Annotated in this window: 13 protein-coding genes and 2 pseudogenes; 12 read left to right on the forward strand and 3 right to left on the reverse strand. The window is 41.9% G+C overall.

Translation table 11 applies throughout. From position 1 onward, the window contains the following. The first annotated feature begins 33 nt into the window (after positions 1-33). The 6 genes and pseudogenes from rnc to V7L31_RS25325 all read left to right on the forward strand — a co-directional run bounded on the left by rnc (position 34) and on the right by V7L31_RS25325 (position 13998). Entirely contained in the window at positions 34-753 is a 720-nt protein-coding gene (rnc, locus tag V7L31_RS25300) for a ribonuclease III (protein ID WP_334698812.1), read from the forward strand. Between the two features lie 116 nt (positions 754-869). Next, positions 870-1964 carry a Gfo/Idh/MocA family protein gene (locus V7L31_RS25305; protein WP_334698813.1) on the forward strand — a complete coding sequence of 365 codons (1095 nt, stop codon included), beginning with the start codon at positions 870-872 and terminating at the stop codon, positions 1962-1964. Between the two features lie 160 nt (positions 1965-2124). Next, a pseudogene (locus V7L31_RS25310) lies at positions 2125-2301 on the forward strand (IS701 family transposase); the annotation flags it as partial. Positions 2302-2316: 15 nt separating this feature from the next. Further along, positions 2317-2938 (forward strand): annotated as a pseudogene (locus tag V7L31_RS25315) (sensor histidine kinase); the annotation flags it as partial. Between the two features lie 86 nt (positions 2939-3024). Next, entirely contained in the window at positions 3025-8454 is a 5430-nt protein-coding gene (locus tag V7L31_RS25320) for a trifunctional serine/threonine-protein kinase/ATP-binding protein/sensor histidine kinase (RefSeq protein ID WP_334698814.1), read from the forward strand. Between the two features lie 87 nt (positions 8455-8541). Beyond that, the gene (locus V7L31_RS25325; protein ID WP_334698815.1) at positions 8542-13998 is read left to right on the forward strand and encodes a trifunctional serine/threonine-protein kinase/ATP-binding protein/sensor histidine kinase; all 5457 of its coding nucleotides are present in this window, start codon (positions 8542-8544) and stop codon (positions 13996-13998) included. Between the two features lie 118 nt (positions 13999-14116). Here the strand turns inward: V7L31_RS25325 and aroQ are convergent, their stop codons facing one another. Both aroQ and ctpA read right to left on the reverse strand, forming a co-directional pair. Continuing rightward, on the reverse strand, positions 14117-14797 hold the full coding sequence (gene aroQ, locus V7L31_RS25330; protein ID WP_334698816.1) for a gamma subclass chorismate mutase AroQ: 681 nt from the start codon (positions 14795-14797) through the stop codon (positions 14117-14119). Positions 14798-15434: 637 nt separating this feature from the next. Beyond that, on the reverse strand, positions 15435-16679 hold the full coding sequence (gene ctpA, locus V7L31_RS25335) for a carboxyl-terminal processing protease CtpA (RefSeq protein WP_334698817.1): 1245 nt from the start codon (positions 16677-16679) through the stop codon (positions 15435-15437). Positions 16680-17086: 407 nt separating this feature from the next. On the opposite strand from ctpA, the gene petB reads away from it, so the two are divergent. The 6 genes from petB to V7L31_RS25365 all read left to right on the forward strand — a co-directional run bounded on the left by petB (position 17087) and on the right by V7L31_RS25365 (position 22387). Next, positions 17087-17734 carry a cytochrome b6 gene (petB, locus tag V7L31_RS25340; protein ID WP_179064867.1) on the forward strand — a complete coding sequence of 216 codons (648 nt, stop codon included), beginning with the start codon at positions 17087-17089 and terminating at the stop codon, positions 17732-17734. 255 nt (positions 17735-17989) lie between these two features. Next, entirely contained in the window at positions 17990-18472 is a 483-nt protein-coding gene (petD, locus tag V7L31_RS25345; RefSeq protein ID WP_334698818.1) for a cytochrome b6-f complex subunit IV, read from the forward strand. Positions 18473-18929: 457 nt separating this feature from the next. After that, a complete protein-coding gene (locus V7L31_RS25350) occupies positions 18930-19373 on the forward strand; it encodes an ATP-binding protein (protein ID WP_334698819.1) in 444 nt (147 codons plus the stop codon). A gap of 413 nt (positions 19374-19786) precedes the next feature. Further along, entirely contained in the window at positions 19787-20776 is a 990-nt protein-coding gene (locus tag V7L31_RS25355; protein WP_334698820.1) for a GDP-mannose 4,6-dehydratase, read from the forward strand. A 10-nt stretch (positions 20777-20786) separates the two neighbouring features. Beyond that, positions 20787-21989, forward strand: coding sequence for a glycosyltransferase family 4 protein (locus tag V7L31_RS25360; RefSeq protein WP_334698821.1), 1203 nt, complete (start codon positions 20787-20789; stop codon positions 21987-21989). Between the two features lie 26 nt (positions 21990-22015). Continuing rightward, complete coding sequence (locus tag V7L31_RS25365; protein WP_334698822.1) at positions 22016-22387, forward strand: hypothetical protein; 372 nt, start codon at positions 22016-22018, stop codon at positions 22385-22387. A gap of 206 nt (positions 22388-22593) precedes the next feature. On the opposite strand, the gene V7L31_RS25370 is transcribed toward V7L31_RS25365, so the two are convergent. Further along, positions 22594-23025, reverse strand: coding sequence for a hypothetical protein (locus tag V7L31_RS25370; RefSeq protein WP_334698823.1), 432 nt, complete (start codon positions 23023-23025; stop codon positions 22594-22596). Positions 23026-23585: the final 560 nt, after the last annotated feature.

The following is a 23585-nucleotide window of genomic DNA, read 5'->3' on the forward strand; positions in this document are numbered from 1 at the left end:
CCCCTCCCCCTGCCCCCTTCCCCTTATCATGCAATGCCCCTTGCCTATCCACGCCGTCAACGGCAACTTGAAAGTTTAGTCCAAAAATTTGGTTTGTCGCTAGAAGCACCTATAAAGTGGGAATTGCTAGATTTAGCGCTCACTCATCCCACTGTCTCTGATTCGGCAAATTATGAACAGCTGGAGTTTGTTGGCGATGCAGTGGTGCGCCTGGTGTCGGCTGTTGTGTTATGGGAAAATTATCCCGATTGTCCAGTAGGGGATTTTGCGGCAATTCGTTCGGTGTTGGTGAGCGATCGCATCCTTGCCCAATTGGCCAGAGTTTATGGTTTAGAATTATACTTACTAGTCGCTGGTAGTGCTACCGCAGATAAAGTTGGTCTAGAGTCACGACTGGCAGATGCTTTTGAAGCCGTTCTGGGTGCGCTTTACTTAAGTACTCAAAATCTGGAACTGATTCGCTCTTGGCTAGATCCCCACTTCCACCAACTAGCAACAGAAATTCGCCTCGACCCTGCCAGACTTAATTACAAAGCTGCTCTCCAAGAATGGACTCAGGCGCAATTTAAAGTTTTACCAGAATATCGGGTTGTGGAAGTCACTCAACCGCACCGCAATCAAGAACGTTTTATGGCCGAAGTGTGGCTGCACGGAAACAAACTTGGAGAAGGTAAGGGGCGATCGATCAAAACTGCTGAACAAGCCGCAGCTAAAGTAGCTTTTTTAGCAATTTCTAATCCGCAAATACCCTGAGCTTAAAAGAAGGACAATTAGTCGATAATCAGTTGATTGTCAGTGGTCATTTGTCCCTCATCCTTTGTATACAAATAACTAATGACAAATGACAAATGACAAATGACTAATAAATAATGACAAATAAAATTAATATTGCTGTCATCGGGGTTGGGCGTTGGGGAGTGCATCTGCTACGGAATTTCTTAGCCGATCCCCAAGTAAGTGTAGTTGCGGTAGTAGATCCCCACCCAGAACGATTAGCGGCGGTAAAGCAGCAGTTTGATTTAGATGAAAATGTATTATTAACAACTCAATGGCAAGATTTAAAGATACTGCCAGAGTTGACAGGAGTGGCGATCGCAACTCCAGCTACTACCCACCATGCTTTGATTAAAGATGCTCTCCAAGAGGGATACCATGTTTTGGCTGAAAAACCCCTAACTCTCGACCCAGTAGAATGTCGGGAACTTTGCCATTTAGCAGAGCAGCATCATTTAATACTCATGGTTGACCACACTTATTTATTTCACCCAGCAGTTGAGCGAGGAAAAACTGTAGTACAGGCGGGTAAATTAGGTGATTTACGCTATGGTTACGCTACCCGCACTCATTTAGGGCCTGTGCGGCAAGATGTTGATGCGCTGTGGGATTTAGCCATTCATGATATTGCCATCTTTAACGCTTGGCTAGGTCAGATCCCTGTGAAAGTACAAGCAACCGGTACGGTGTGGCTACAGGGAGCAGGGGAGCAGGGGGGCAGGGGAGCAGAGGGGAAGAAAGATACAAATCTTCCTCTGCCTCAAGGTTTAGCTGATTTAGTATGGTTGACACTAACATACCCAGATGGCTTTCAAGCTTACATTCACTTATGCTGGTTGAATCCTGATAAGCAGCGACGGCTGGGGATTGTGGGAAGCCTTGGTAGTTTGATTTTTGATGAAATGTCGCGATCGTCACCTCTAACCTTGCTATATGGAGAGTTTGAACAGCAGGATAATCAATTTATTCCTGTAAATCAAAAGCAGGTGGTGCTGGAATTAGAGCCAGGGGAACCATTGCAGAAGGTTTGCTCCTCCTTTGTTGTTTCTATTCTCAACAATACTCCCTCAGAAGTTTCATCTGGCTGGGTAGGTAGTGAATTAGTAGAAATTCTTGCTGCTCTAACAGTATCTCTTGAGCAAGGTGGGAAACCTGTTTTTCTAAATGCTCATCAAGCATCAATAATATAGCGGTTCATCATTCAGATGAGGTACGACATTAGATCGTAAGGTGTAGGGGCGGCAGTGCCCATACGTGTCAACTTAGCCCTCTTTTGTCACTCTCGCCAAAGTATAATTAAGTGCGATGTCTACGACGGGCTACGCCTACGCAAAAACTAAGACAGAGAGTATGGTTGAGCCTCGCCCACCTGCACCCACAGTAAAATTTGTGGACGAATACTGCCAGTTGTATCAAAACCTCTTTCCAGAAGTTAGGAGCTTTGAAGCTTTGAAGTACCTACACATGGGATATGTTTCTGATATAAAACGTAAAACTCTACCGAAAATAGCGAAAATTGTAGGGCTAGCTCCAGGCGAGATGTCAGCAGCATTGGAGCGGGTGGCACAAAACCAAACCCAGTTACGGCATTGGGCGCTACAAATTGTGCAAAGTGAAAAGATGTCTGCATTGGGTAACTTAGTCGCTGGGGTGGCTCACGAAATGAATAATCCCCTCGGTTTTATTGCTGCATGGTATTGATAGCACAATTTTAATTTTGAAACATCGTCTCAAGAGCAATGAACAACGTCCCGCTATTGAAGTGATAACTGACTATGGGAAATTGCCTCAAGTTGAGTGTTTTCCTGGTCAATTAAATCAGGGATTTATGAATCTTCTGGCAAATGCTATTGATGCCTTAGATGAATCTAACACCTGACGCAGTTTTGAAGAAATTCAAGCCAATCCTAACTGCATTATAATTACAACTTCAGTCGTAAATAATCTAGTTAGAATTGCCATTCGAGATAATGGTAAGGGGATGAGCGAAGAGGTGAAATCAAAAATATTTGACCATTTATTTACGACGAAAGCTGTGGGTAAAGGGACAGGTTTAGGGTTAGCGATCGCTCGGCAAATCGTTGAAGAAACTCACGGCGGAAAATTAAGTTTTAACTCGGTTCTGAGTGAAGGAACAGAATTTATCATTGAAATCCCGGTATAGTTTGGGCTTCAGATACCCGACAACTTTCGCGAAGTCGGGGATTTTTTTGGGAATACTAAATCTGGAAGTATTCAGGATTTAGCAGCATGGTTAGCACTTTAGTCAGTATTCCCGGATATCGCATCAGTGAAGAACTCTACAATGGTTCCAGAACCCTGGTTTATCGAGGGGTTCGAGAGACTGACTCGTTACCTGTAGTGATTAAACTGCTGAAAAATCCTTATCCTAGCTTCTCTGAACTCTTGTCGTTTCGCAATCAGTACACCATCGCCAAAAATCTTAACTATCCGGGAATTATTCAAACTTATAGCCTAGAACCATACCAAAATGGCTATGCGTTGGTGATGGAAGACTTTGGGGGCATATCCCTTAAGGATTTTGTCAAGGTAGAGAGGTTACATATAACCTCTCTAAAGGAATTTTTGCTCTCTGCTATATCTCTATGTAACACATTAGATATTGTCATTCGTCATCGCATTATTCATAAAGATATTAAACCCAGTAATATTTTAATTAATCCCGAAACCAAACAAGTTAAATTAATTGACTTCAGTATTGCATCTTTGCTACCAAGAGAAACCCAAGAAATTCAAAATGCCAACGTTCTAGAAGGCACACTTGCTTATCTTTCGCCAGAGCAAACTGGAAGGATGAACCGGGGAATTGACTATCGTAGTGACTTCTATTCATTAGGTATCACATTTTATGAATTACTCACAGGGAAATTACCATTTGTATCCGACGATCCGATGGAGTTAGTGCATTGTCATCTTGCCAAAAATCCCATTGCTGTACATCATCACAATCCCAATATTCCCTTAGTTTTATCTGAAATCATCAGCAAGTTAATGGCGAAGAATGCCGAAGAACGCTATCAGAGTGCCTTGGGAATCAAGCATGATTTGGAGATTTGCCTAAGTCAATTACAAGCCACCGGAAACATTGAACATTTTAGATTAGCAGAGCGAGATATTAGCGATCGCTTCCTCATTCCCGAAAAACTCTACGGCAGAGAAACCGAAGTATTAACCCTCCTCCAAGCATTTGAAAAAGTCAGCCTTGGAACAACAGAAATGATGTTGGTAGCAGGTTTTTCTGGGATTGGGAAAACTGCTATTGTCAATGAAGTTCATAAACCCATTGTCCGGCAACGCGGTTATTTTATTAAAGGGAAATATGACCAATTCCAGCGCAATATTCCCTTTTCGGCATTTGTGCAAGCATTCCGAGATTTAATGGGGCAATTGCTTTCAGAATCAGATGCACAATTACAAGCCTGGAAAACTAAAATTCTCGAAGCCGTTGGCGACAATGGACAAGTCTTGATTGACGTAATTCCAGAATTAGAACGCATTGTTGGTACTCAACCTCCAGCTATAGAATTATCAGGAAGTGCTGCCGAAACCCGTTTTAATCTCCTGATGCATAAATTTGTGCAAATCTTCACAAGTGTTGAACATCCTTTAGTGATATTTTTAGATGATTTGCAATGGGCAGATTCCGCATCGCTGAAATTGCTGCAACTATTGATGTCAGAAACAGGACATTTATTAATCTTGGGTGCATATCGGGATAATGAAGTCTCACCAGTTCACCCATTCATCTTGACTGTAGATGAAATCGTCAAAACTGGGGCAGTGGTCAATACGATTGTGCTGCAACCGTTAAGCGAACCAGATATGAATCAGTTGGTGGCAGATACCCTGAATTGCGAATTATTGCTAGCCCAACCTTTGACAAAATTAGTCTATCAAAGAACTCATGGTAATCCTTTCTTTGCTACCCAGTTTCTCAAGGCATTAAATGACGATCATCTAATTACCTTTAACTTAGAATCCTGTCATTGGCAGTGTAATATTGCCGAAGTCAGAGCCTTAGCAATTACTAATGATGTGGTGGAGTTTATGTCACTGCAATTGCAGAAATTGCCGAACCAGACTCAGAATGTTCTCAAACTGGCAGCTTGTATTGGAGCGCAGTTTGATTTGAATACGCTGGTGATCGTTTCAGAACAATCCCTAGAAACAACGGCGGCTGATTTATGGAAAGCGTTGCAAGAAGGGCTGATTATTCCGAATACGGAAATCTATAAGTTCTTTATTCAATCTGATGGTACTTCGGTTTCTAATGCCGCAGCTAATCCGATTTATCGGTTTTTGCATGACCGAGTTCAACAAGCAGCTTATTCCCTAATTCCTGATGACCAAAAAAAAGCAACTCATGTCAAAATTGGACAGTTACTTCAGCAAAACTTTTCCGAAATAGAACGAGAAGAAAAACTGTTTGATATTGCCCTGCATTTGAATTTAGGAATTGAATTAATTAATCAACAACAAGAACGAATAGCCTTAGCGCAACTTAACTTCAAAGCTGGCAGTAAAGCCAGAAGTTCAACTGCATACACTGCCGCCAAAGTGTATCTACAAACTGGAATTGATTTACTAGAGGTCGATTGCTGGCAACATCAATATGAACTAACTCTGAATCTGTATGTGACGGCTGCGGAAGTTGCGTATTTGAATGGTGACTTTGAGGGTATGGAACAGCTAGCCGCAGTGGTATTGCGACAAGCACAGACCATTTTCGACAAAGTGAGAATTTACGAAATTCAAATCGTGGCACAGACGGCTCAGATCCAAATATTAACGGCGCTGGCAGTGGGAACAGAGGCTCTAGCAGAATTTGGGGTGCATTTCCCGACGGAAGTAGACGAAGCTTTGATTGACAAAGCCTTACAAGAACTTAACCAGCAACTAAATGGCAGAGAGATTGCTGGGTTGATCGATCTGCCCGTGATGAGCGATCGCGGTGCGATCGCCGCGATGCAATTGTTAAGAATGTTGGTTGCACCTGTGTTCCAGGGAATGCCAGGTTTGCTACCCCTGTTGAGCGCGACGATGGTGCGGTTGTCGCTCCAGTTTGGCAATGACAAAGCCTCGACAGTCGGCTATGTGATTCATGGCATGGTGCTATGTTCAATTCTTGGCGAAGTCGAAACAGGCTACGAGTTTGGTAAATTAGCACTCTCCTTACTGGAGAGGTTGAATGCTCAGTCCATGAAATGCAGCACTCTCAACATGTTTGGGAATTTCATTCAGCATCACCAGCAATCATTCTTGGCAACCCTACCAACCATGAAAGATAGTTACACCATTGGTATGGAAACAGGTGATTTTCTCTTTGCTGGCTACGGCATAGCAAATTACGGCTATGTTGCGCTTTTTGCAGGTGTAGACCTGGACACATTGGCACCGGAATTGACTGGTTACAGTGCTGCCCTGGCTCAATTGAAACAAGATTCAGCGCATATTATTTTGGGCATGGTGCGGCAAACAGTGCAGCAGTTCCGAGAAACGGTGAGCCAGCCCCATTGCTTAATAGGCACTGCCTACGATGAAACGGTGATGATTCCTAAGCACTACGAAGATAAGAATCTCACCATGATCGCCTTTGTATCTACTTACAAACTGCTGCTTGCTTACTACTTTGGCAATTATCAGGCTGCCCTCGACTATATCACCCAAGGCAAGTCCTATTTGATGGCAGCATCGGGAATGGTGCATATTCCCACTTTCCATTTCTATGCAGCCCTGACGTACTTGGCACTTGTTCCCACAAACTCAGAAATTGAGTTTTCGGTAATTCTCGCCGAGTTTAAAACATATCAAACTATTCTGCATCAGTGGGCGCACAATGCCCCGATGAATCATCAGCATAAATGGCATCTCGTGGAGGCCGAAAAGTGTCGAGTTTTCGGTAACAAATTGGAAGCAATGGAGCAGTACGATCGCGCCATTCAACTCGCCAAAGAAAATCAATACCCCAACGAAGAAGCATTAGCCAATGAACTAGCTGCTAAATTCTATCTGGATTGGGGCAAAGAAAAAATCGCTCAAACCTATATGACTGAAGCTTATTATTGTTACACCCGTTGGGGAGCAAAAGCTAAAGTTGTTGATTTAGAAACCCGCTATCCCCAACTACTCGCCACAACTTGGCAAAAACAGCAACCATCTTTCACATCTACGGAAACGATGATTGCGATCTCTTCTCACACGATTCAGACTTCCAGCTTCAATAATGCTAGCCTCTCCCAAGCTCTGGATCTGGCGACCATTCTCAAAGCTTCTCAATCTCTGTCGAGTGAAATTGAGTTGGATAAATTACTCTCAACCCTACTTGAGGTGATACTGGAAAGTGCGGGAGCGGATAAATGTGCGTTGCTGATGCCTTCAGGCTCGCGCTGGGTAATCGAGGCATTATCCCAATTGGAACAGCCTAGCATTATTTTGCGAAGGCTGCCCTTTGACGATGGTCAAACAGTACCCGTTACCCTAATCAATCGGGTCAAAAATACCCTCACCTTGACTGTAATTGAGAATGCAGTAGTTGAGCCAACCCTAGCGGCTGACCCTTATATTATTCGCCATTCACCTAAGAGTATTCTCTGTGCGCCAATTCTCAACCAAGGCAAATTGATTGGCATTTTGTACCTAGAAAATAATCTGACAGTGGGAGCATTTACGAGCGATCGCTTACAAGTTCTCAAACTCCTCACGACTCAAGCAGCGATCTCTCTAGAAAATGCCCAACTTTATCGCCAATTAGAGGAATATTCTCATACTTTGGAGCAAAAAGTCGAAGAACGCACCCAAGAAATCACACGTTCTTACACTCAGCTAGAATCAACCTTAGAAAAACTATACTCGACTCAAGCCAAGCTCATTCAAGCTGAAAAAATGTCCGGTTTGGGACAGCTAGTTGCCGGCATTGCTCATGAAATTAATAATCCGATTAATTTCATCTATGGCAACTTAGAACCAGCCAGTGAATATGTTGCTTCCTTAATTGAATTAAATAACTTATATCAGAAATACTATCCCCAACCATTGCCAGAGATTGCCGCAAAAATCACCGATATAGAACTAGAATTTCTGGTGAATGATTTACAAAAACTACTCTTGTCGATGAGAACAGGAGCAGATCGCATCCGTCAAATTGTGCTGTCACTGCGAAACTTTTCCCGATTGGATGAATCAGAAATCAAACAAGTAGATATTCACTCTGGTATTGATAGCACGCTGTTAATTTTGCAACATCGACTTAAAAACAATAGCAAGCATTCCGAGATTACAGTTATTCGAGAATATGCAAATCTGCCTTTAGTCAATTGTTATGCTTCAGCTTTAAATCAGGTATTCATACATTTGATAAATAATGCCATTGATGCTTTACAAGAATCAATGGTAAATCGTACACCTACTATTATAATTCGGACGGAATTTTTAGAACCTAAAAAGGTATTAATTCGCATTGCAGACAACGGTGTAGGGATGAGCGAGTCCGTGCAAAATAAGATGTTTAATCCATTTTTTACGACAAAGCCGATTGGTAGTGCTACAGGTTTGGGATTGTCAACTAGCTATTCGATTGTAGTAGAAAAACATGGAGGTCAGTTAAGCTGCATTTCTAAACTAGGAGAGGGTACAGAATTTTTCATTGAAATTCCGTTATAGTTTAGTCCTCAGATCCCCGACTTCGTGCAAGTTGTCGGGGATCTTTTTTGGGAATACTAAATCTGGAAGTTTCACAGATTTAGCAGCATGGTTAGCACTATTGTCAATATTCCTGGATATCGCATCAGTGAAGAACTCTACAATGGTTCGAGAACCTTAGTTTATCGCGGGGTTCGAGAGACTGACTCATTACCTGTAGTCATTAAACTGCTGAAAAATCTTTATCCTAGTTTCCATGAACTCTTGTCGTTTCGCAATCAGTATACCATTGCTAAAAATCTCAACTCACCGCTAATTGTCCAAACCTACAATCTAGAACCCTACCAGAATGGCTATGCGCTGGTGATGGAAGACTTTGGGGGGATTTCTCTTCAAAATTATTTCACCTCTGACCAGGGGCGATATATTGCGTCTGGTGAAGAGTTTTTACGAATTGCGATCGCACTCTGCAACGCCTTAGATATATTGTATCGACAGCGGATTATTCATAAAGATATCAAGCCCAGCAATATTTTAATTAACCCAGAAACCAAACAAGTTAAATTAATTGACTTTAGTATTGCATCTTTATTACCAAGAGAAACACAAACATTAATCAATCCCAATGTTTTAGAAGGGACACTAGCTTATATTTCCCCAGAACAAACAGGCAGAATGAATCGGGGAATTGACTATCGCACAGATTTCTATTCTTTGGGTGCAACTTTCTACGAATTACTGACTGGAGTTTTGCCATTTCAATCAAAAGATTCAATGGAGTTGGTGCATTGTCATATTGCCAAACAACCTCCTTCAGTGATTAGAGATGAGATACCGCAGGTGATTTCAGATATCGTGATGAAACTGATGGCGAAGAATGCCGAAGATAGATATCAGAGTGCATTAGGTTTGAAGTTTGATTTAGAAAAATGTTTACATCAGCTACAGGTTGATGGTATAATTAAGGCTTTTGACATTGCACAGAGGGACGTGTGCGATCGCTTCATCATCCCCGACAAACTCTACGGACGAAAAACCGAAGCAGAAACTTTACTGCAAGCATTTGAGCGAGTCAGTCTTGGTGCAACAGAAATGATGCTGGTAGCAGGTTTTTCAGGTATTGGGAAAACCGCCGTTGTCAACGAAGTTCATAAACCAATTGTTCGGCAACGCGGTTATTTTATCAAAGGAAAATTTGACCAATTTCAACGCAATATTCCCTTCTCTGCTTTTGTACAAGCATTTCGGGATTTAATGGGGCAATTGTTAACCGAAAGTGATGTCCAACTAGAGCAATGGAAAAATCAAATATTAGAAACTGTTGGAGAGAACGGTCAGGTAATTATTGAAGTCATTCCCGAATTAGAAAAAATCATTGGCGAACAACCACCAGCAGTAGAATTATCAGGAACGGCAGCCCAAAATCGCTTTAATTTATTGTTTCAAAAATTCACCCAAGTCTTTACTAGCGCCGAACATCCATTAGTGATGTTTTTAGATGATTTACAATGGGCTGATTCAGCATCATTAAAGTTGATGCAGCTATTAATAGCTGATACAGGTCATCTTTTGATCATTGGTGCTTATCGTGATAACGAAGTCAATCCAGCCCATCCATTAATGCTGACTTTGAGCGAAATTCAAAAAAACCAAGCAGTCATTAATACTATTACTTTAACACCCCTGAGTCAATCTCAAATCAATCAATTAGTCGCTGATACCCTAAAAAGTACAGAAAATTTGGCATTACCTCTTTCACAATTAGTCTATCAAAAAACTAAAGGCAACCCATTTTTTGCTACCCAATTTCTCAAAGCCCTACACGAAGAAAATCTCATTCAATTTAACTTGGAGTTAGGCTGTTGGCAATGCGATCTGTCCAAAATTAATCAACAAGCCTTGACCGATGATGTTGTAGAATTTATGGCGTTGCAGTTAGAGAAGTTACCCTTAGCAACCCAGAATATTCTGAAGTTAGCCGCTTGTATTGGCAATCAGTTCGATCTAACAACATTAGCAATTGTTTCAGAACACTCAGAAGTAGAAACCGCAGCCAATTTATGGAAAGCATTGCAAGAAGGTTTGATTTTACCGATTGGTGATATTTATAAGTTTTATCAACAAGAGTCATTAGTCATTAGTCATCTGTCATTAGTAGATAGTCAAAAACAAATGACCAATGACAATGGACAAATGACAGTTTCTTATAAATTTTTACACGATCGCGTTCAACAAGCAGCCTATTCCCTAATTCCCGATGACCAAAAACAAACGACTCATTACCAAATCGGACAACTGCTTCTACAACAGATTTCCGCACAAACTAGAGTTGACCGTATTTTTGAAATCGTCAATCAATTAAATCACGGAACTGCTTTAATTACCCAACCAACTCAACAAGAAGAATTAGCTGGGCTTAATTTAATTGCCTGTCGCAAAGCTAAAACTTCAACCGCCTATCAAGCAGCGCGTGAATATGCGACAGTGGGATTGTCTTTGTTGTCAGAAAATACTTGGCAGCAGCAGTATGCAATGACCCTTGCCTTATATGAATTAGCTGCGGAAGTAGCAATGCTAAACGGTAACTTTGAGGGGATGGAACAGTTTATTGATATTGTCATTCAACAGGCACGCTCCTTACCTGAAAAAGTCAATGTTTACTGCTTTAGAATTCAATCTCATATTTCCCAAAGTAAATTGACATCAGCGATCGCGATCGCCCAACCAGTCTTACAACAGCTTGGTGTCACCTTTCCTGAAACACCGACACTATCAGATATTCAACAGGAAATCCAAGAGATTGAGGAACTCATTGGAGATCGGGAAATTGCCGATTTGGTCAACTTGCCTGAAATGACAGATGCAGAAAAACTCGGTACTCTTAAAATTGTCAATATCATCAGCCCAGCCGCTTACCTCACTGGCTCTGCGCTGTACCCATTGCTGAATACTTTGTCCGTTAAACTATCAATTCAGTACGGTAACACATCGACTTCTGCTTTCGGCTATGCGAACTATAGCAATATTCTCTGCAATTTCTTCCAAGTCGTGGATACAGGATCGCAGTTTGCTTCCCTGGCACTCCAGATTATTTCAAAACTCGATGCCAAAGCAAGTAAAACAGATGTTTTGATGATCTTGGGGTTATTTGTTGTACACCGCAACTCTCACATTCAAGAAACACTACCCCTGTTGCAAGAAGGTTACACCACTGCCATAGAATTTGGGAACTTGGTACTTGCTGGGTACAATGGTCACAGTTTTTGTCTCAATTCTTTTTGGAGCAGTCAACCCCTACCTACCTTAGAGCAGGATATTTGCGCTTACTGCCATAGTTTGACGCAATTAAATCAATTAACAACCGCAAATTATTGTCGGATTTATTGGCAACCTGTTTTAAATCTGCTAGGTTTTGCGGAACATACCACCCTTTTGTCTGGGAAAGCCCTTGAAGAAACAGAATTTCTCCAGCAGCTAGAGTCTGCCAAAGATGGATATGGATTGTATATTTTCCACTTGTATAAACTAATGCTTTGTTTCTTGTTTGGAGAAATTGAGCCAGCGAAAAATCATGCTATTGAAGTCAGGCGCTATTTTATGGCTGGTGCGGGATTAGTCACCGAACCAGTATTTTATCTTTATGATTCTCTGCTAACTCTGGCACAATTAAATCCCCAGTTAGATGAAACATCAGAAGCATTGCAGGGTGTCATAGAAAACCAAACCAAGTTACAGCAATGGGCGTATCATGCACCCATGAATTATCAACATAAGATTGATTTGGTAGCGGCAGAAAAATGTCGAGTGTTAGGACAAAAAGCCGAAGCAATTGAGTTTTACGACAAGGCGATAACTCTAGCCAAAGCTAACGAATATACCCAAGAAGAAGCACTTGCTAACGAACTGGCAGCAAAATTCTACCTAGATTGGGGCAGACAGCGCATTGCTGGGGACTACATGATTGAAGCCTACTATGCCTATGCTCGTTGGGGTGCAAAAGCCAAAGTCGCCGACCTAGAAGCTCGCTATCCGCAACTACTTAGACCTATATTAGAGCAAACCCGTTCTTCTCTCTCCACTCACGAAACTCTGTTCACATTGGCTAGTGTCACCTCCACCAGTTCGGCCATATCCAGTGGTAATGTTTCTGTGGCTTTAGATTTAGCTACTATTCTCAAAGCTTCTCATACTATTTCCGGTGAAATCGAACTGGAAAATCTACTTTCATCGTTGCTTGAAATCGTGATCGAAAATGCGGGGGCTGATAAATGCGTGTTCATGCTCATGCGAGACTCGCGCCTGTTAATCAAAGGGTCAATTACCACAGGTTCAAAGCCAGTTGTCTTGCAGCGTATTCCCATTGAAGATAGCCAGGACATTCCCCACAGACTGATTTACAAAGTCAAGCATGACAAGCAAACTGCTGTAATAGTTGATGCAAGTGCCGATCGCACCTTAGCCAATGACCCCTATATCATCCGTCAGCAGCCCAAGAGTATCTTGTGTAGTCCAATTTTGCATCAAGGGAAGTTGATGGGCATTTTATATCTAGAAAATAATCTAGCGACGGGGGTGTTCACAAGCGATCGCGTCGAACTCCTGAATTTACTCTGTGCCCAAGCCGCGATTTCTCTGGAAAATGCTCGACTTTATGAGCGATCGCTAGAGTATTCGCAACAAATAGAGCGATCGTTTGCCGAATTGCAGCAAAAATCAGAAGATTTGCAACAAGCTCAATTACAAATTGTCCAAAGTGAGAAAATGTCTGCACTAGGTAACTTAGTTGCTGGTGTGGCTCACGAAATGAATAATCCTCTTGGTTTTATTGCTGCCAGCCTAAAACTTGCTAAACCTACCATCGCCGATATTGTTGAACACTTAAAGCTTTATCAAGAAAGTTTACCCAACAAAAATGATGAAATTCTTGACCATGCCGAAGAAATTGACTTGGATTATACCTTAGAAGACTTGCCCAAGATGATTGATTCTATGTCTATGGCGTGCGATCGCCTCAAAAATATTAGCACCAGTTTAAGAACTTTCTCTCGTGCCGATCAAGACTACAAAGTGCCATTTAACATTCACGAAGGTATTGATAGCACAATTTTAATTTTGAAACATCGTCTCAAGAGCAATGAACAACGTCCCGCTATTGAAGTTGTGACAAATTACGGTAATTTACCTCAACTTGAATGTTTCCCTGGTCAATTAAATCAGGTATTCATGAATCTGATTGCAAATGCCATTGATGCCCTAGATGAATCTAATCATGGCCGAAGCTTTGAAGAAGTTAATGCCAATCCTAACCGCATTACCATTACAACTTCAGTTGAAACTAATCTAGTTAAAATTGCCATTGTGGATAATGGCAAGGGGATGAGTGAACAAGTCAAATCAAAAATATTTGACCATTTATTTACGACGAAAGCTGTCGGGAAAGGGACAGGGTTAGGGTTAGCGATCGCCCGTCAAATCGTTGAAGAAACTCACGGCGGAGCGATCGAGGTTAATTCTCAAATTGGCGAAGGAACTGAATTTGTGATTCAGCTACCCTTGTCGGCATAAGTACACCCGTAGGGGTACGGCAAACCTCGTTTCCAGACTCCGCCTGGAAATGCTGCTCCTGACGGCGGAGCCTCTAGGACAGCATTACAAGTCTCCGACTGGGAACGAGACAATCTAATCAAGGGAAAGAAACTACTTTGCAAGAAGCGCTTTTCAATTTCAGCAGAGGTGAAATTGCTCGGCTTTGCACTTGCCGATCAATACCATCTCCCTGAATAATCACCTGAGAACGTGACTGAATTAATTCTCCTATCTGCGGACAACCTAGAACAGGAGTCAGTTCTGTTAAAGCAAAGAAAAATTCTGTGTTTAATTTGTCTAACGATGGTCGTAATGTTTGGTTTAAGTCTGGGACGTTAGGAAAAGATTTATTACCTTGTTTTTGCCAGTTTTGAAAATCAGCCGTTTGGATGAGTTTTCCTGCATCTATTTGTGCTTGAAAAAATTCTGCAACTGTATCGGGTTCTAGGTTATGAGTTTTTGCTTGTTGTCTAACCTTTAATAATAACTCTTGTTCGCGCTTGAGATCCTCAATCGGACGTTTGTGATTCCATTTCCACCGGGCTACATCATGTGCAATTAGTAATCGCTGCTGGATCAATTTTAGTAATTTATCTACAGGTCGCTGCTGATCTGCGATCGCAATATCTTGATAATTTGCTGATTTTACTGACCGAGAGTTGTGAGTAGCAAAATATAATTTTAAGTTGGCTGCAACTACTGTACTACTGAAAAAAAGCCCAAAGAAAATTATGATGACAAACAACAGTGGATGCTTTCTGAAAAAACTTAAATTCATGTCAAAAAGTTTATAACCTCTGTTAACTATCAAAAATTCACAGTATTATGATAGGAATATAGTATTTTAAATCTTAGACAGAATATCTCATAGTTGCTGACAAAAAGCAAGTTCAGCACAAATAGCTGTTGCATTTGCTGGAAGATTCTGGTTCTGAGGGTGATTTATCAGACTGAGTTGCAGCTTACCTGCCCTGGCAATCAAATTTGCGCGCTACTTGCTCATGGAGGAAACCCTCTTCTCTGCGAGACGCTCCAGGTTCGGGGAGCGTTCTGAAAAACTCCTAAGGGAACTCCAAGAAATAAATTATCCAAATATTGTGGGGTGGGCATCTTGCCCGCCATACAGACTGGGCGGGCGAGACGCCCACCTCACAAGAGTTATAGCAAGGGACTTGGAGGTTAGGACATTAACTGATGATAAAACCTATATACAAACAGACTTTCAACCCAGTCCCCAGTTCCCAGTCCCCTGCTATAATTGCATATTTTTTTATTTGGAAGTCCCTAACTCTTAAACATCTACGAAAAAGAATGTAGAGACGTAGCACTGCTACGTCTCTACAAGGGTTCTGGATAACGCATCTTTAATTTTTGGAGATGTCTCTTGTACAGAAGCGATTAATCGCGTCTCTCCTTTAAGCCTTTCTGGCCACCACCGAGTTTTTAACCAAAAGTTCCACGGCTGCTTGATATTGCAGATCCGCTTCGGTACCAATCTGTTCGCGGTTAATGGCTGGTTGGGAAATAACCTGATCTGGCTTAATACCTAGTTTGTTAATATCCCGATGTTGGGGAGTTTCATACTTAGCAATTGTGACTGCCAAGCCCGAACCATCTGATAATTCAAATAAAGATTGAATTAAGCCCTTGCCAAAAGTGGTTTCGCCTACCAACTGGGCGCGATCGTTATCTTGGAGTGCGCCGGCGAGAATCTCACTAGCACTAGCAGTTCCTTGATTCACCAAAATCACCAGAGGATCTTTTGTCAGAGCTGGGCCAAGGGCTTCAAAACTACCCTGAATGCCTTGTCGGTTAACAGTGTAAACGATAGTGCCGGAGTCTAACCACAGACGGGCAATTTCAATTCCTGATTGTAATAACCCCCCAGGATTATTTCGTAAATCTAGAATGTAGGCAGCAGCGCCTTTTTTTTCTAGACTAGAAATAGCATGTGCCAATTCTGTGGAAGCGTTGGCATTAAATTGTGTAAGACGTAGGTAGCCAATGGGTGTGCCCTCGGCAGAAACACGCAAATCTGAAACCACAGGGTTAAGAGCAATGCGATCGCGCGTTAGTCTAATTTCCGTTTCTGCCTCTCCGTCCCGTTCGATTAGGAGAGTCACAAGGCTGCCACTCGGCCCGCGCATTTTAGTTGCCGCTTCATCAAGGGTAAGATTTTTTGTAGAAACGCCCTCAATTTTGAGAATGCGATCGCGTGGTCGAATCCCCGCTTTATCTGCCGGTGAACCGGCGATCGGAGCCACTACTTCTAACTTCCCAGTCTCAGGATTCAAGGCAATTTGCAATCCCACCCCAGTCAGTTCCCCAGAAGTATTGACCTGCAAACTGCGGTATTGTTCTGGATCTAAAAAGCGGGTAAAAGGATCGTCGAGGCTCTTGAGCATCTTCCCAATCGCCTCATAACTGGCATTTGAGTCTGCCAATGGCTTCTCCAGAACCTTTTGCCGCACAGCCGCCCAGTTTTGATGATTAAATGTCTCATCTAGATAAGTGCGATTAACAATTCGCCAAACTTCCGAAACCAGCTTTTGTTCCGTCGTCAAAGCCATCGACGGCTGAGTAAGCGTACCCAACGCCAAGCAAAACGCCATTAACAATGAAAATCCAACCCGAAAGACTTGTTTATTCATGAACCCCATTATCAATTCCACCTCAACCCAAATTGCTTAGATAATGTCCACTTCCCCTGTTGTTGATGAAATCTATCTCTCGATTATGTTACTTTTTTTATAGAAGTGGTGCATTTTTCTCATCAAGTTGTTCAGTCAACTGATGCATCGTATCCACTCACCAAAGGATAAAATCTACTTTGTGTCCACCATTTTGTGTGTAGGGGCGTAAAGAGATCGCAATATATTCCATCTTTACAGAATGTAAAGTTTCTGAAGTCTCTTAGCACGCCAAAAGCTGAAAAGCAAACAAAAAACTCCCCTTTACGAAAATCCCAAAATTGCTAATTGGGAGAGAAGTCTGAAACAAAGGCTTCTGCCGATTCAGAACTTCGGGATTTATCAACCGCAACCGACTTTTAGGAACTTGAGATTGTATGGCCAACGTTTACGACTGGTTTGAGGAACGCCTGGAGATTCAGGCACTCGCCGAAGATGTCACTAGCAAGTACGTCCCTCCCCACGTCAATATCTTTTACTGTCTGGGTGGAATTACCCTGGTTTGTTTTCTCATCCAGTTTGCCACTGGATTTGCCATGACATTCTACTACAGACCAACAGTCACCGAAGCTTTCTCCTCAGTACAGTACATCATGACTGAAGTAAACTTCGGTTGGCTAATTCGCTCCATCCATCGCTGGTCTGCCAGCATGATGGTGTTGATGATGATTTTGCACGTCTTCCGGGTTTATCTCACAGGTGGTTTTAAAAAGCCCCGTGAATTGACCTGGGTAAGTGGTGTGATTCTGGCTGTGATTACCGTTTCCTTCGGAGTTACTGGCTATTCCCTACCTTGGGATCAAGTTGGCTATTGGGCTGTGAAAATCGTTAGCGGCGTACCAGAAGCAATACCTGTGGTTGGCGTTCTGATCTCCGACTTGCTGCGTGGCGGTTCTAGTGTTGGTCAAGCAACACTAACCCGTTACTATAGCGCACACACCTTTGTACTGCCTTGGTTGATTGCAGTCTTCATGCTGTTTCACTTCTTGATGATCCGCAAGCAAGGCATTTCCGGGCCTTTGTAATCTCAGTTATTAGCGAAAGGCAACATTTGTCAGTTTTCAGATGAAGTTGTTTGTTTTAAACTTATGAAATACAAGAAATTAATGGCACATAAGTTCTAAAAAACAAATACTTGTATCTGGAGCCGAAAGCTGTAGAAAACCTCCAGGTGGCGAACTGTAGAGAGACAAACGCTGTTTGCCGCCTGCTGGTTGCCTAGTAGCTGATAGCTTTCACAAATGCTTTAATTTAACTTAAGCAGGAGAGCAAATTTCAAAATGGCAACACAAAAAAAACCTGACCTGAGCGATCCTCAGTTAAGAGCCAAACTCGCTAAAGGCATGGGTCACAACTATTACGGTGAACCCGCTTGGCCTAATGACCTACTTTACGTCTTTCCAATTGTGATCATGGGTTCCTTTGCTGCGATTGTCGCTCTAGCTGTGCTAGATCCCGCGATGACCGGCGAACCAGCAAATCCTTTTGCAACACCATTGGAAATTTTGCCAGAGTGGTACTTGTATCCAGTCTTCCAGATTTTGCGATCGCTTCCTAACAAGCTTTTAGGAGTGTTAGCAATGGGTTCCGTACCAGTAGGGCTAATTCTCGTTCCCTTTATTGAGAACGTGAATAAGTTCCAAAATCCCTTCCGTCGTCCAGTTGCAACCACAGTATTCCTCGTTGGTACCTTTGTCACCATCTGGCTAGGTGTTGGTGCTGCTTTGCCATTGGATAAATCTTTGACTTTGGGACTATTCTAAATTAGTCACCTCAAAGTGCTTTGACGCCTGTAGTTTCAATAGCAGATGCAGATGTGCTTTTGAAAACAATCAACAGGCGTCAATTTTAACAAGTCGCGCCAGGATTCTTCGACTTTGGTGCAGCAAGTCTCTTAGAATGGCGCTTCGGGACTGGGGACTGGGGACTAGGAAGAGTTTTCTTCTTGTGCGAACGCTGCGCGAACAAAACTTGATTTAGGTCTGAATCCGCGAACAATTTTCCCAGTCCCCAGTCCCTAATCCCCAATCCATTTTTCAACAAAAATTTACTTAACATAAGTTGCTAGTTAGAATCCTCAGAATGCCAAAATCTTTCATGTTTTGTATTTTGGTAAATATCATATATAAATTTAGATTTTTTTATGTCCGAGAAATTTTGCGGATAGCGCAAAATTTAATAACTAGTAGCTTGGGTTTACTTACATTCAAGTCACAGCTAATGTTTAGCATAGTGCGGCAAGAGCATCTGATGGTTAAGAGCGAACTCAGGCTCTTAAACCAGGTGCAAGAATGGTTTGAGAAATTTTGTCTGCAACACTTATCTGAACTTGGCTGGTCAAAAACCCAACTTGATCGCCTCAATTTAGCATTAGCAGAAGGCTTTACCAACGCTGTTCGTCACGCTCATCATGCTTTACCCCCGGAAACAACCATTGAAATTAAAGTTTATCTGTGGATTGACCGATTAGAGATTAGAATTTGGGATTATGGAAAACCTTTCAATCCTGATGCGATCGCAGAACCAGCCCCAGGTACTCTACAAGTAGGTGGGTATGGATGGTTTCTCCTGAGGCGGTTGGCTGACCGTGTTGTATATGAACGTGGTGTAGATGGTAGAAATTGCCTGCTCATCGTCAAATACTCTGTAGAAGGACAAAAGTAAACTACTTACGCTGCACCATTTTGCAGAAAACGTTAGTGTGGGCTTTTAGTCCCCAATCAAATATATGGTTATTTGATTGACAAAATCATACTCCTTTTTTAATTTGAATAATATGTTTTTTACGTAAAATCGCTTAGTTGCTATATTTTTTGTAAAATTCTAAGAAATATATTTGTATAAAAAGAATTAGTGAAGACAGTAAAGACAGCATTCGAGTTACATTAGCTTCTTTGTTAGGATTTATTAACAGTGTTGAGAGTCTTAATTTTGTTCTCCAAAAAATGCCATTTAGTGCTTAAAGAGATAGAAAGAATAGGGAATAAATGACCGAAAACGACTCATGATACAAGCCCCTAAATTTATTTATGGGGATCATTAATTTTGATTGAATTTTGAATTCGGAGCGAAGCGACGTGACTAAGACAGCCCTAGTTACAGGAATTACTGGTCAAGATGGCTACTATCTCAGCCATTTGCTCCTCAATCGTGGTTATCGAGTTGTCGGATTATTACCCCCGCATCGACAACCTAATTTAACAAAACTAGGAACACTGGCAAATCAGGTAGAAATTTTTACAGTTGATTTGCAAAATAGTGCGGCACTGTTGACCGCAGTTGAACAACTACGTCCCCAAGAAATTTACAATTTGGCGGCTCCCAGTTTTGTACCCGACTCCTGGAACGATCCATTGGGAACCTTGGATTTGATCACTGGTACGGCTACCAGACTCTTGGAAGCAGTACGAAATGTTGGTTTGTCTACTAGATTTTATCAAGCTAGCAGTTCAGAAATGTTTGGCGATGTATTTATTTCGCCTCAAGATGAAGAAACCCCTTTTCGTCCCAAAAATCCCTATGCTGCGGCTAAGATGCACGCCCACTGGACGATGGTGCATCACAGACAGCGCTATGGACTATTTGCCTGTAGTGGAATTTTATATAATCACGAGTCTCCTCTACGCCCACCTCAGTTTGTCACCCGAAAAGTTTCTTTGGCAGCCGCATCGATTAAATTGGGTTTAACTGATACTTTAGAAATGGGTAATCTGGATGCCAAACGCGATTGGGGGTTTGCGGGAGATTATGCAGAAGCAATGTGGCTAATGTTGCAAGTTGATGAACCAGAAGAATACGTGATTGGCACTGGTAAACTACATAGTGTTAGAGATTTAGTTAGCACAGCCTTTGAGTCTGTCGGATTGGATTGGACACAGCATATAGTATTAAATACTAGTTTGTTGCGACAAGATGAGCATTTTCAACTAGTAGCTAACCCCAGTAAAGCTAAAAGAAACCTTGGCTGGGAACCCCAAGTCAGCTTTGAGGAACTTTTAGAAAAAATGGTCAAAACAGATTTAGAAAGGTTACAAAGTGGTGCAATCGCTCCCTTACCGCGAGTGTAAATAACCTAACATGCAGATCGCTACAGTGACAGAAAACCTCAAGTTAGGTAATAAAGTTAACCAAAAAACTAACCATGTCTTCGTTTTCTTAGAAATTTTTGCCCACGAAGGTGGTATCCAATCATATATAAAAGATATTTTTCGCGCCTATTTGGGATTGAGCCAAACCTACAAGGCAGAAGTATTTTTGCTACGAGATAGTCCTGATAGCTTAAATCCGTTTGAAGATGAGAACTTAAAATTTCATTACTTTAAAAACCAGTCTCCCTATTTGGGGAGATTGCAAATGGCAGCAGCTTTACTGAAGTGCCTATTGCAAAGTCGTCCGCAGCAAGTTTTCTGCGGTCATATTAACTTAGCAGTATTAATCCAAACTCTTTGCCAGCCGTTGGGGATTCCTTATACCGTACTCACTTACGGTAAAGAAGTCTGGGAACCGCTGAAAAATCAAGAACGTCGCGCCCTGACATCAGCAGTTGGAATTTGGACAATTAGTCGCTACAGCCGCGATCGCGCTTGTGTTGCTAATAGTCTAAACCCGAAAACAGTACAGATGATGCCTTGTGCAATTGATGGGAGCAAATTTACTCCTGGTTCCAAGCAACCAGAATTAATCCAGAAGTATAGCTTAACTGGTGCTAAAGTGTTAATGACAGTAGCGCGGTTATGGTCAGGGGATATTTACAAGGGTGTAGATGTCACGATTCGGGCATTACCACAAATCGCTCAAGTTTTCCCAGAAGTGAAATATTTAGTAATTGGTCGCGGTGATGACCAACCACGATTGGCACAGCTAGCAAAAGACTTAGGTGTGAGCGATCGCGTTGTATTTGCTGGTTTCGTTGCCACAGAAGAGTTAATGGAACATTACCGCCTTGCTGATGCCTATATTATGCCTTCACAAGAAGGCTTTGGCATTGTTTATCTAGAAGCAATGGCTTGTGGAGTACCTGTATTATCCGGTGACGATGATGGTTCCGCCGATCCTTTACAGGATGGTAAACTAGGATGGCGAGTACCACACCGCAGTCCTGATGCCGTAGCAACGGCTTGTAAAGAAATGCTGCAAGGTGATGACCAGCGATGTGATGGAGATTGGCTAAGAGAACAGGCGATCGCTCTGTTTGGCATAGATGCCTTCCAACAACACTTGCAAAAAATACTTCTATTATCAGCAATGACTAATGACAAACGACTAAAATCGCTATCCTAGAAGGAGAGCAGGACGAAATTTAAAAAATGAGCTTTAAGTCATTTCAATTGAATCTTTTAAATCTCCGCCCTTGGCTTACCCTGCTGGCAGTTGTTTGGTTGCTAGCATCAGTGGGCTTGGGTTGGTTGGTCAATTCATTGCTAATTATTTTTGGGTTGCTATTGTTGGCACCTATTGTGGCTTTTTTTGGCTTTCGTTGGTGGCTACAACGCAACTTGATTGCCGATCAGTGTCCCGTCTGTGAATATGAATTTACAGGTTTAAATAACAGTCAGTTGCAATGTCCTAACTGTGGAGAGTCACTGTTAGTACGAGATAGTCATTTTCAACGCTTCACACCAGAAGGCACGATTGATGTCACTGCTGTTGAAGTTCCAGCCAAATCACTGGAAGATTAGTTATTAGTCATTGGTCATTAGTTATTAGTCATTAGTCAAGTTACTAATGACTGATTGTTTGCATTGGAAGATAAGATTATTTTTGTCAATTAGTATTTATGCTGAAAAAAATCAAAATAGAGTATTAAACTAACTTTTGTAGTAACTAGGCGTAGGCATCGCCTCACCAAAAATTGTGTTTCCTATCCCTTGCTAATGACCAATGACTATTTCTTTTTTTGCGAGATTGAGAGAGTGTAGTCATACTCTCGTTGCGATAATTCACCTACATATAGTAAGTATTTTCCTGCCTGCCAGTAACCAGAAAGTTCTGACTTACCTCCAGAGTAACTATCTGGTAGTACACAAAAGCGTCCCCCTGGCCCGTCAATCAGTAGCGTTGCCTTTCCTTTACTTTCTGCTGTTAATCGCAAATAAGGTAGTGACTCTGTAACTTGGATAACTTGATTAGGTTCAGTGGTAATATTGCCACAATTACTTTTGACAGTTCCCCCAGACTTTCCGTTCAAAACCAGTGGATCTGGTTGGAGATTCCGATTAATTTGGATTGTAGGTGTTTGTGCCAAATTAGCCTCAGTGAAAACCAAACTCATCGCCAAAGCTGTAGGAATAATTGCAAGTAGTCTAAGGGTTTTCATTTTAATTAATGCTCCAGATTTTTTGAGAGCAATCAATATTGTTATATTGATCTAATAGACGACAGCAATATGTCTTAGTTCCAAAAGCTGCCGTATAAAGTAATACCATTTAGTTAAGGTTTCTTTGTGAAGATTTGATAGATGTATTTATAGATATGTTGCATTGCAATGTATCTCAATTAATGTCTGGAAAATAACAAGATGAGTTTGCGATTAACAGACTTGATGCGGGATGTATTTAAAAACTTGATTGATGGTCTAAGTTGTATAATCTCGCTTGTGATGTGATTAAATGTGCAATGAAAAATATCTGGTTCAACATAAAGCAATTCTTTCGGCATTATGCAAAGTGTCGAATTCAATCTCTTGTGTTTATGGTCATTGGATGTGTTGCTGTATAGAGTGTGGTTACCTTTGGGGCAATGTATGTTCTGGCTCAATCGGCTCCAATCTCATCTGATATCGTGTCCGGTTAAAGACTTATCATTAAGACGCCAGGGCAGCAGGGAGCAGGGGGTAGGGGGAAAGAGGGTTTCCTGGTTTTTGCACAGATGCGGGAG

The organism is Nostoc sp. (assembly GCF_036916655.1).
In the GTDB taxonomy this organism is placed as follows: Bacteria; Cyanobacteriota; Cyanobacteriia; order Cyanobacteriales; family Nostocaceae; genus Nostoc.